9 protein-coding genes are annotated in these 11,137 nt (G+C 46.2%); 2 read left to right on the plus strand and 7 right to left on the minus strand.

The genetic code is table 11. From position 1 onward, the window contains the following. The 3 genes from ABDV94_RS19230 to ABDV94_RS19240 all read right to left on the minus strand — a co-directional run. Positions 1–2,689: T9SS C-terminal target domain-containing protein (locus ABDV94_RS19230; protein WP_343748850.1), on the minus strand; the 2,689-nt coding region annotated here is incomplete at its 3' end. Between the two features lie 571 nt (positions 2,690–3,260). Beyond that, complete coding sequence (locus ABDV94_RS19235) at positions 3,261–4,544, minus strand: M20/M25/M40 family metallo-hydrolase (protein ID WP_343748851.1); 1,284 nt, start codon at positions 4,542–4,544, stop codon at positions 3,261–3,263. Then, complete coding sequence (locus ABDV94_RS19240; RefSeq protein WP_343748852.1) at positions 4,537–5,322, minus strand: hypothetical protein; 786 nt, start codon at positions 5,320–5,322, stop codon at positions 4,537–4,539. Before ABDV94_RS19240 ends, ABDV94_RS19235 begins: the two co-directional genes overlap by 8 nt. A 178-nt stretch (positions 5,323–5,500) precedes the next feature. Here ABDV94_RS19240 and ABDV94_RS19245 point away from each other — a divergent pair, with 178 nt between their 5' ends. Beyond that, the gene (locus ABDV94_RS19245) at positions 5,501–6,076 is read left to right on the plus strand and encodes a thymidine kinase (protein WP_343748905.1); all 576 of its coding nucleotides are present in this window, start codon (positions 5,501–5,503) and stop codon (positions 6,074–6,076) included. Then, positions 6,073–8,361: an alanine racemase gene (gene alr / locus ABDV94_RS19250; RefSeq protein ID WP_343748853.1), complete on the plus strand. Its 2,289-nt coding sequence runs from the start codon at positions 6,073–6,075 to the stop codon at positions 8,359–8,361. The genes ABDV94_RS19245 and alr overlap by 4 nt, the downstream gene beginning before the upstream one ends. Positions 8,362–8,418: 57 nt before the next feature. Here alr and ABDV94_RS19255 read toward each other — a convergent pair whose 3' ends face one another. From ABDV94_RS19255 to ABDV94_RS19270, 4 genes are all read right to left on the minus strand, one after another. After that, positions 8,419–8,949 (minus strand): hypothetical protein, encoded by a 531-nt coding sequence (locus ABDV94_RS19255; RefSeq protein ID WP_343748854.1) that lies wholly within the window; start codon positions 8,947–8,949, stop codon positions 8,419–8,421. A 78-nt stretch (positions 8,950–9,027) separates the two neighbouring features. Then, positions 9,028–9,786, minus strand: coding sequence for an OmpA family protein (locus tag ABDV94_RS19260; protein WP_343748855.1), 759 nt, complete (start codon positions 9,784–9,786; stop codon positions 9,028–9,030). A 29-nt stretch (positions 9,787–9,815) separates the two neighbouring features. Next, positions 9,816–10,223, minus strand: coding sequence for a hypothetical protein (locus ABDV94_RS19265; RefSeq protein ID WP_343748856.1), 408 nt, complete (start codon positions 10,221–10,223; stop codon positions 9,816–9,818). Between the two features lie 121 nt (positions 10,224–10,344). Beyond that, complete coding sequence (locus tag ABDV94_RS19270; RefSeq protein ID WP_343748857.1) at positions 10,345–11,124, minus strand: methylated-DNA--[protein]-cysteine S-methyltransferase; 780 nt, start codon at positions 11,122–11,124, stop codon at positions 10,345–10,347. Positions 11,125–11,137: the final 13 nt, after the last annotated feature.

The raw sequence follows: 11,137 nt of genomic DNA on the forward strand, positions 1-11,137 counted from the left end.
ACAGGTATACCGAAGAAGCCACTGCGGACGGGAAGTAATACTTCTCCTGCATGATTTCTATCGAAACACCCCATTTCGGTACGATCTGCTCGTTGCCTTGCTTGATGGTTACATCCGAAGTGACCGAGTCTATCAGGTTTCCGTCCTTGGCATCGTAGTGGTAAACCACCCAGCTTGCCGTATCGATTCCTTTGTACTCTGCTGCTGCTGTTCCATTTCCGGATACACCTGTATAGTCGCGGAATTCACAACGGAAGTATCCTCCTACCACGTTCAGCGGGTCGATTACTTTGACGTTGATCGGGCCCCCGTTGTAATCGTATTCCAATTCGCCTAAGAATCCGTTGGATACAATCGCATTCTCTGATGCCGTTGTCAACTGCAACTCACGACCTCCGTTTCCGGTTCCGTCCAAACGCGTGATGCGAGGCGTAATTCCATAGGAAGCCAGGTGCATAGTTCCCATTGCTTCCGGAGCAGGATCGTGCGGAATCAATTCCAGGGTTTTCACTTCTCCGATTGCCGCTTTCCGGCTCGCTAAAAAGGGCTTTTTCTGACCATCCAACGCACTCGGATCGGTTGGATCATAGGTTTTGTAATTGTTATAGGCATACGAAATCGCCATGTAGTAATAGCGCTTAAAATTGACCAGACGACGATCGCTGGTCGCAAACAAATCTTCCGTCACCCGAAACGAATGCTTGATTCCTTCGTCCGATCCTTTTACTTTTTCAACCGGGAACGAAGCCTGCAGGTTCTCATCAAACTCAAAGTTGACCAGACGTTTCACTCCGTCTTTTATATCGACCTGTGCCACCAAACGCGCTTTGGTAGGATCTTCCAAATCCGAAACGCTCACATTGGATTTGTTCAACTGATAGATCATATATCCCTGAAAACGGTAATGCTTGTCCGAATTTGGGTCGGAAGATGCAATAAACGGATCAAATTCCTCGTAATCTTCGTTCTTATTGTTGGATGCCGAATTATTGGACAAATACAGAATCAATTCGTTTTTTAACTCCTGACCGGTCAAATCCGGAGCATGCGGTCCTTCCAATACGCGGAAGCAATTCTCAAACAAAGCCTGCGCCTTGTCGTCTGCAATTCTCAAGGCTTTCACCGATTCGAACGGATCTCCGCCGGCAGCTCTTGCCCATACCATCCCGACTGTAATGTTATTCACGGCTCCGGGTTTCAGGATAAACGGTCCGGCAGATTGCAGGAAGCGGCGGTCGTAAGGTAAGTTATTCGCCGTTTGCTCCGTCCAGGCTGGCTGTGGAACTCCGCCCGTACCCCATCCGAGAGGATCGGTATCATCGGGAAACATGAAATCGCAGGGAACATTCGGGTTCACGGTCGGATCTGAAATGTGTCCGTTTCCTCCGTAATAAAACGGTGTGTTGTCTTTCCATCGTCCCTGGAGAAAAGCGTAATAATCCGTCGCAGTTGTGGGGTCGGTTTGGTTCGGATTGGCTCCCGCTCCTACATTGATATAATACAGGAAACGGCGCATTCCGTAGCGTTCGTTGTCTATGATTCCATCTCCGTAACCGATTCCGTTCAGTGCTTCTCCCGGCCCGATTCCGTAGGCATTATCCATCGAATCATTGTCCTGGTAAGGTCCTTCAAAGAAATCAACCCCGGCAGCCGGAGGAGTGAGTCCATAACCGTAATACCCCTGGTTATCGGCATCCATCGCGTCGCCGTTGTAGAAATATCCCAAACCGCGGTTTACGTCGCATCCCACGTAATCATCATACGGATCGCCCAAAGCACCATCGACAAAAACCCCGAAATAGGTATTGTACAAGGTCTGCGTTCCGCGGTTGATCAATTCGTAATTGTAGAAGGTCATGTTATTCACCTCATCGTTGGTCGCAAATGCAAAAGCCTGCGCGCGGATTTCCATCCCGATCGGCTCTCCCTGTGATTCCGTGTGGATATTTCCCTTATCGTTCATCACCCACCACATGTTGTAATCTCCGTAAAGAGAGACTCTGCGGTCGGTTTTACAATCTTTGGTTCCGTTGATATCATACCACGGATAATCTCCTTCTTCCCACTCGTAATTTCCGTCTTCATCCCGGTCGAAAAAAGGCGCCAGGTTGTAGTCCTGTCCTTTTGAAACATCACCGTGAGCCGGCCAGTTTTTGATAAAATCAGGTACTTTGTAATTCGGGAAATTGGCATCCTGCAGACTGGTTCCGTTTTGCTGATCCAACACACCGGCATTGTACCAGGCATCAAATTGCTTCACCAAATCTTTACTGGTGATGAAATGATTGTCGTATTTCAGGCATTCAGCCGGATCAATGTCTGCAGTAATATTGGTCAAAGGCCCGGTCCAGTAGTCTTGTCCGGCACGATAACGCAAAGCCGCCAGTTTTAACTGTCCGTTCACATCCGTTCCTCCGAGCCACAGTGCCGAAGTGAAGAAACACATGATTTTGGAGTTCTTGGGAATCTCATATTGCGAGAGATTTTGTCCCGGAATCTGCCACAAATTCCCGGCCGTATGGATCATTGCGCGGACATTATTGTACTCCATCATCGAGCTTTTGTTTGCCGGCGCGCAATTGGCTGCTTTTGTTAAAATCGTCTTTTTGATTTTCTCTTCGTCCTTATAAACCTGGGAAAAGAGGGTATGAACCCCGAAGAGAAAACATAAAACCAATCGAAATTGCATGTTTTTCATAAATAGTTGCGAGTGAATATACTCAAAAATCGAGAGCTAAAAAAAGCATAGGACAAGAGAAACAACAATCCTTGTCCTATGCTCATCTAACCGACTATGGGTACCTATGTTATGTAGCTCGTAGCAGCAAGCTACTTCGGAAGGTTAACGAAAACTAACTTACCTAAAACTAACCTATTATGAAACAACACCTTCCGAATGTAAATTTGGTTTGTCCTCCAACATCAGATTTTTTCTATTTTTCTGATAGAACAAAAGTAAACCCCGGAAGGCTTTCCCGAAATACCCGAAAAGGTTGTTTTTGATTACTCGTTACAGGGTAAGATTTATCACGAAAATGGTTGTTTTAGATCCCGAATTCAACACAGCAACGCATTGAATTTCTTTATTTTAAGAAATATGCTTATCCGGACATCTCATTTTATGCCTTACATCGGTTCCGGTAAGTGTTCACTTTTCCCGCAGATTACGCAGAGGAACGCGGAACTTACCGCATAAAAAGGCGATCTTGCAATCAAGCACATGGCGTCTGGAGGTCCTGCCTCCGCCAGTCTGAATGCTCTTACCGTTTCCAGGAAACCACTTTCTCAAAATCGATGAGCAGCTGATAGATGGCATTGAACTTACTGAAGCTTAATTCTTCGTAGGTATCGTACACATCGTGGTAGTGTTTGTTTGGTCCCATGGTATACATAAAGAATGCCGGAACTCCCTTTTGCGTAAAGAAGTAATGATCCGAATTAGCCGCAGCTCCGCGGGATGCAATTTTCGGAAGGTACTGCTGCTTTTCATTGATCGATTTCAATACTTCGAACTGCTCCGGGAACAAGGTTGCATTCACCACAGTAGCTCCTTCTTCTCCACTCCCCATAATATCGAGGTTAAACAGGAATTCAATGTTTTCGAGCGGAAAAAGCGGATGTTCCGTATAGTATTTACTCCCCAGCAAGCCTGCCTCTTCTCCGGCAAAAGCGATAAAAACCACGTTCACATTGGAAGGATTCTTTACGTAGTAACGGGCCATTTCCAGTAACAGAGCCGTTCCGGAAGCATTGTCATTTCCACCCGGGAAATAGGCTTCCTGTCCCATCTGCCCCAAATGATCATAATGTGCGCTGAATACAAAGTATTTCTTCGATTTCTTTTTCGCCGGAACGTAAGCAATGACGTTTCTCGCCGTGTGGTTAATCGTTTTCGCATCGACCTTGATCTGGAAATTCCAACTGTCCTGCGAGCAGTCCAATGCACTTGATTGCACCTGGATCAATGGATAGCGCTGTTGTTGCTGACTGACGCTCCAGGTGAATTTGGTATTCAGAATTTCGATCACCGGCATGGAACCTCCGAGTTCTTCCGCCAGTTTTTGCGCCATTTTCAAGGTATCTCCTTTCCACTGGTCATACTGGAATGCAAACCCGACGGTTGCTTTTGAGCCGCTCATGGCAGCTTCGCTGATTTTATTTTTGATGAGTTTTCCGTTAAACAAATCCCGCGTTTGAATCTTGTACACTTTCAAACTGTCTTTATAGACCATCGGGCAGGCAGGATCCACTACAAATTCTTTTCCGGGAATGAGTTGCTTACCGTTTACGGCGCATTCCATGCGGTTTGAAAAGACATTTACCTTGAATTGAAACGGTTGAAACGGCGATCCTTTCAGGAATTTACAGCCCATTTTTTCAAATTCCTGCGCCAGGAAAGCGGCAGCAATGGAATCTCCCCCGTTTACGTAACCACGTCCGTGGAATTCCGGGGAACACAATTTCTGAGCGGTTTGGCGGCCTTGTTCCACCTGGGCAAATCCCAGGAATGGCAGTAATAGGAGGAAAGACAGTATTTTATGCATATTTACGCTCTACTTTTTGAACCAGTTCAATTGCCAGCTGGCTGTCAACATCCCAGTGGTACTTTGTTGCATAACTGCTCACCAAAGATCTTGCCGTATCTTTCGATTGAATACCTTCCAATTGATCGATCAGCTGATTAAATTCTTCATTCGATCCGCCGAACAATTCCTGGATGATCTGCAAACGCTCATTGAATCCGAAAGCTCCTTTCAAAGTATCCAGACGCACCGTCATCAGGCGAGCAGCCAGCGTCCCGTCGTTGGAATCCAGTTTTCCGTAGATCGGGTGCAGGTTCCCCAGGTTTTCAATCGGTTTTTCAGCAACCGGCACGGGTGTTGGTTCTGGCTTCACTTCCTGAACAATCACCGGCTCCGGGATAATGATTTCTTCTTCCTCGATTTCCGGTTCTTCGTCCACCACTTCTTCTGCGAGATCAAAAGCCAGTTCCGGCTCTTCCTCCTCTTCCTCTTCAGTCATCCCGAACAAGTCAAACGAAGGTTCCTCTTCGTGGTGATGAGTTACCACCCGCTCCGGATGCACTTCTTCTACTTCCAGTTCGATTACCGGTTCTTCCTTCTGCGTATTGATTCCTGAAATAGCTGGTTCGGAAACCGGATTCCCGTAAACTTTTGTTTCATACGCTTTGTAGCGCAAAACAATAGCGCGCTCATTCAATTGATTCGTTGCCGCAGCGAAAGTTTCCAACTCACCGAGAGTCGCTTCCCCCGATTTGATTTTTCCAAACAGCGCTGCAATTTCTTCGATTAATGCGTGCATTTCCATATTTTCAGTATTTCGGAATTTTTCAACATTTGACAAAACTTGTACACTTGGGCTGGTTTTAGACCCGGGAAATAACAATTTTTGCAGTATAAAATTACAATTCGTGAAAAGCACTTTTTTTTCTTCTTCGAAATAGTTGTTTAAAGTGAATTGTTGATAACCTGAAAAAATGATGTTTTTAGAGCAAATTCCTTCTGAGGCAAGACAAAACGGTTGGATTGAAGTCATATGTGGTTCGATGTTTTCCGGAAAAACGGAAGAATTGATCCGACGATTAAAACGCGTTGAATTTGCCCAACAGAAATTGCTGCTTTTCAAACCCGCTATCGATAACCGCTACCACGAAGAACAGGTTGTGAGCCACAAAGGGTCTTCCCTCGAAGCCATTCCTGTTGCCGACTCATCCGACATTCTCAAACACTGGAAGAAAGAGCGCGTTGTGGCAATCGACGAAGCCCAGTTTTTTGACTCAGGACTGACCGCTATCTGCAACGACCTGGCGAAACACGGAGTTCGTGTGATCGTTGCCGGATTGGATATGGATTACCTGGGTCAACCGTTCGGTCCCATGCCGAATCTGCTCTGTATGGCAGAATATGTCACAAAAGTGCACGCCATTTGCGTTTCATGTGGTAACTTAGCACAATACTCACATCGGACAACGAAAGATGAAGGTCAGGTGCTGGTCGGAGCCGTCGAAAAGTACGAACCTTTATGCCGGAGTTGCTACAATAAAATTGAGCATTGAGACTAAATTATTCGATCGAACAATGTACTGAGATCTTTGAAGCGGAAACGCGGGGTTCTCATCCGGAAATCGTTACTCATGTTTACTTCGACTCCCGAAAAATCCAGCAGGCAAACGGAGCTCTTTTCTTTGCCCTGAGCGGAAGCTCCCGGTCGGGAAGTGAATTCACGGAACAGGCTTACCAACAGGGAATCCGGATGTTTGTGATTCCAAAAAGCAGCACCATTACCTTTCACACGGATGCGGTTTATTTTCTCGTAACAGATCCGTTGGCAGCATTGCAAAAACTGGCGGCTTATCACCGGAAACGCTTTACTTATCCGGTGGTAGCCATTACGGGAAGCGTAGGAAAAACCACGTTCAAAGAATGGATTTTCCACTGCATTTCGGATAAATTCAAAGTCGTTCGCAGCCCGAAGAGTTTCAATTCACAGATCGGAGTAGCACTTTCATTGCTGGAAATGCACGAAAATGCGTCCATTGCGTTTATCGAAGCTGGGATTTCGAAACCCGGAGAAATGAAAATCCTCCGGGACATGATTGCTCCTGACTTTGGTATTTTTACCGCTTTCGGAAAAGCTCACCGCGAGAATTTCGCAAATATCGAAGAACATTTACTGGAAAAGTGGGTGTTGTTCCGCGAATGCAGACAAGCTTTCATTCCATACACCTTTGCAGATTTGGAAAACAGGCTTCCCGGAAATTTCCAGGTTTGCCCGTCCTATGAAAATCATCGTTTCCCTGCGGGATATAGCGGTATGCTTGGCGTTTTGAAAACCTTCCTGGCCTACCTGCAATTTGAACCGGAGGAAATCAAAGAACGCATTGAGTCGCTGCCGACCCTGGCTTTGCGGATGGAAGTGTTTGAAGGAATCAACCACAATACAATCATCAACGACACCTACAACCTTGACCTGGATGCACTCAGCGAGGCATTGATCTACCAACGGCAGCTAGCTCCCGAAAAAAAACGGATTGTGGTCATTGGGTTATCCGAAAAACATGCGCACGAACGACTCGAAATCGAACGCCTGATTCAAAGTTTTGACCCGGATGAATTTCATTTTATCCCGGAAGGAAAGGCCATTCCGTGGGAAGATTTTCACGACTCGGTAGTTTTGGTCAAAGCACACCGTGACCGCGCATTCGAATACGAAGTAGCACGTGGAAAAGCGCTGAAACACCGGACCATTGTGGAAATCAACCTGAGTGCAATCAAACACAATATTGCTTTTTACCAGTCACGTCTGCCGAAAGGAGTGAATATCCTGGCAATGGTCAAGGCTTCGTCCTATGGCTCGGGAGCCGACAAAGTTGCTCCGGCCTTGCAGCAAAGCGGCATCCGGAATTTCGGGGTGGCTTTTGCCGATGAAGGAGTGGAACTGCGCAAAGCAGGAATCGGAATTGCCTCTTCGATCGTGGTGATGAACCCGGATCCGGAACACAGCGATCTCATCATTGAGTACCGCCTGGAACCGGCCATTTATTCGTTTGAGCAACTGGACGAATTCATTACGGCGCTCATCCACAAACAAATTTCCAATTATCCGATCCACCTCAAATTCGACACCGGGATGCACCGTTTGGGCTTTTCACCGAAAGACAAAGAACGCGTACTAGCGATTATTCATTCACAGCCCGAGGTCAGAATCCAGGGAATCTATTCCCACCTGGCAGATGCCGACAACCCGGTTCACAGTGAGTTCACGAAAAAACAGTTGGAAACATTCGAATCGATTGTTTCCTATTTCAGAAATCACAGTTCCGATTCGTTCCGGGCGCACGTCCTGAATTCGGAAGGCTCTCTGAGATACCCGGAGCACTGCTACGACATGATCCGTTTGGGGATTTCGATGTACGGCTACACGGAAAACACCGAATTGAAACCGTTTTTTGAACCCGCAGTTTCCTGGTATAGTTCCATTTCACAGATCAAATCCGTTCCGAAAGGCGATTTTATCGGGTACGGATGCAGCTACGAAGCCATGGAAGACATGAAGATCGCAATTGTACCGGTAGGTTATGCAGATGGATTCAGACGCAGTTTAAGCAACGGTCAGGGTGCTGTTTCCATTCACGGGATCAGTTGTCCGGTAGTGGGGCGCGTTTGCATGGACATGATCATGGTGGATGTCAGTTCGGTGGATGCGAAAATAAACGATCCTGTTGAAATCATCGGGCAAAATCAACCCATGGAAGTATTTGCCAAAGCGATGGACACCATTCCGTATGAAGTGATGACCGGATTATCGCGAAGAATGCACCGGGTGTATATTGAGGAGTAAGTTTCCCGCAGATGGCGCAGATCGTCACACCATGTATCTAATTCAGAGACAAGGGCATTATCTTTCATAAATTCTCAATCCGCTTGCCTGGAAAATCTTTTTGAAGCCATCAATCTGCTGGTGCGACAGGTGTAACTCCCATGGAATGCGGAAGGTTTCAGAACCGACGCATTCAAAGCAAAGTTCAATACATCCAAGTAATTTTTGCCCGCGATAGAACAAAATTGCATTTCTGGGCTGATAACACATCGAGCGGCCTCCACCCAATTCTATCTCATTATTAAGCAAAACACCTACGATCTGTTTTTCCAAAACCGAGTCAGCAACCAATCTTTTCTGAACAAGATCCAAATCAATTCGATCATTCGCAATCATACTTATGAAATCCGACGTGATAATCGTATCTGTGATTTTTCCTTTACGATCGGAAATAATACGCATAGAAACTGTTTTCCTGATTTCGACCAATTCTACCCGGTCGACCTTTTGAAAAAACTGTTCTATCGCAGCAGAATCAATTGGAATGGTATGTTGTGCCTGATTCCAAAACGGGATCATTATAAAAAGTAAAATATGCAGTTGTTTCATAAATAACCTTTGCGTCCTTCGCCTCTTTTTGGTTCATTCGAGTCTAACGGACTATATGTTCTATCTATGTGGTTAAAATTACTCTTTCCGGTAAAAAATCGCTTCTACCCGGCGGTTCAACGATTTGTTTACTTCTGATATTTCGGGAACCAGTTGTTTCCTGTTACTGAATCCTGCTGCCGTCATCCGTTTGTGGTCCACACCGCTTTCAATCAAATAACTCAATACAGCATAGGCACGTTTTTCAGACAAGGGCATATCATCGGCGCAGCAAACGTGTCCATGCAACTTCAATAACAAGGTCGTATCTTCCAGCATGATGTTTCGCAATTGTTCCAGGTTCGCTTGTGATTCCGGGAGAAAATCTGCTCTTCCGCCAACAAAATTGATATTCAGATTGAGTGGTTTATTGAGTTCAAATGCCAGTTTTGGCGCTTCCTTTATTTCCGGTTTTCCGTAGAACAGGATGTCAACCCGGCGGTTCAATTCATCGGGAACAGCCCGGAATCCGGAAGTTTCGTTTGCATTGAGGATTTCTATTTTCAGGGAACGCAATCCCGTTTTCTGCAACACCCGCTTCAAAGCACTGATCCGCGCTGCCGCCAACATCGTATTTCTTGTTTGTGTTCCAATGGAGTCTGTATATCCGACCAAGCGAATATGCGCAACCTTCGAAAGGTCTATTCCATTCAGTTGACTCAGCAAAGCGGCTTCATCCAATACTTCGAAACGATTGTAATCAAACAAAATACTGACAGAATCTGTACGGGCTTCATTCTGAGCATGACTCAGACATACACAGAGATTCAATAAGATAACGAGTCCGATTCTTTTCATAAGCGGTTTTCGGGTAGAACGCTTACGTGTTATTTCGTTACATCCACTTTGGAAATCCAGCGCTGTGCAGCCTCAAAATCGGAGAAGGTTTTCATCGGGATCGGCGGCTTTTTCATTCCGTAGATCAGGTTGATGATAAACCCGGTCAGTTTGTTAGGAGCAATCATCGCCATAGCAGCATAGGTCAAAGGAAGTTCTTTTGCAGCCAGTTCCCGCGTGGGCTTATCCGGAACCGCAGATTTTGCAATGGAGATAATCAGTTTCACCGGCTTGTTATTGTTCAGTGATTTGACCAGCGCCACATTGGAAGCAATGGTTTCCACCGTACGATTCGTTGGTTTCGATGCCGCGTAAATCGTATCTGCATCGATCCGCCAGTACGTTGCCAGTTCGGATTCCCCGACCGGCGGGCCTTGGGTCAATTCTTCTAATGTCATATTCTGTCTGTTCGCAATGAACACAAAACTATACAGACTTTTCATTACATGCAAAGTGATCGCCCGCAGACTTTTATGCAGCCGAAACTATTCGTCAAACACAAAGTCCGATTCGCTCGTGCTATTTCTCAATGGCGAGCAGCAAGCGTTTCCGCCAGCTTCCCCAGCGAAAGTGACCGATTTTTCCACTTTGATGCACCACCCGATGACACGGGATCAGTAACGCAATCGGATTTGCTCCAACAGCCGTTCCTACAGCTCGCGAAGCATTCAAATCTCCCAGATGCTGTGCAATGACTCCGTAGGTTGTTAATTCGGATTTCGGCAGGTTTGCCAGTTCATTCCACACACTCACCTGGAACGGGCTTGCTTTTACGGAAACCGGAAGCACCGGGATGGTTTCTTTTTGCACGAAGTAATTCATCAATGCCTGGTAAGCAAGCAGGTTCAATTCCGTTTGCTCCTCTCTCAATTCGGCTTTGGGATAGGTTTTCTTCAAACGGGTCAGTCCGTGGTCTGTGTCCTCAAAAGTAACCTGGCAGATTCCGAATTCGTGGCTGGCAATGAAAACCGTTCCGAGAAAATAGGGAAAAACGGAATAGGTGATTTCTTCAACTGTTTCCGTTAGGATTTGAATATCCAGGTCGAAAGAGGGTATTGACTTTGCCGAATTTTCTTCCACTACATCGAAAATGGAAATCTGGGCGGGTTGGTGAACCTGGGCCAGGGAAGGCGAAAAAGCATCTTTCACAAAACGTAAGGGGTCTTTCCCGAGATATTCCTGGAACAGGTGCTGGGTTTCCCATTCTCCCAGTTCCACCCGTTTGGACAAATCGGAGAGTGAAATTCCAAGCTGCTGGGAGTCGAGCATCCACCTCAGGGTACTGAAAAGCAATTCCATCCGTTGAAATTGA

The sequence above is a fragment of the Fluviicola sp. genome (genome assembly GCF_039596355.1).
Lineage (GTDB): Bacteria > Bacteroidota > Bacteroidia > Flavobacteriales_D > Crocinitomicaceae > Fluviicola.

Bases quoted from the DNA above. Each gene is read 5' to 3' on its own strand.
- ABDV94_RS19235 (WP_343748851.1), bottom strand. From the start codon at position 4,544: ATGCATAAAATACTGTCTTTCCTCCTATTACTGCCATTCCTGGGATTT.
- ABDV94_RS19240 (WP_343748852.1), bottom strand. From the start codon at position 5,322: ATGCACGCATTAATCGAAGAAATTGCAGCGCTGTTTGGAAAAATCAAA.
- ABDV94_RS19245 (WP_343748905.1), top strand. From the start codon at position 5,501: ATGTTTTTAGAGCAAATTCCTTCTGAGGCAAGACAAAACGGTTGGATT.
- ABDV94_RS19255 (WP_343748854.1), bottom strand. From the start codon at position 8,949: ATGAAACAACTGCATATTTTACTTTTTATAATGATCCCGTTTTGGAAT.
- ABDV94_RS19260 (WP_343748855.1), bottom strand. From the start codon at position 9,786: ATGAAAAGAATCGGACTCGTTATCTTATTGAATCTCTGTGTATGTCTG.
- ABDV94_RS19265 (WP_343748856.1), bottom strand. From the start codon at position 10,223: ATGACATTAGAAGAATTGACCCAAGGCCCGCCGGTCGGGGAATCCGAA.
- ABDV94_RS19270 (WP_343748857.1), bottom strand. From the start codon at position 11,124: ATGGAATTGCTTTTCAGTACCCTGAGGTGGATGCTCGACTCCCAGCAG.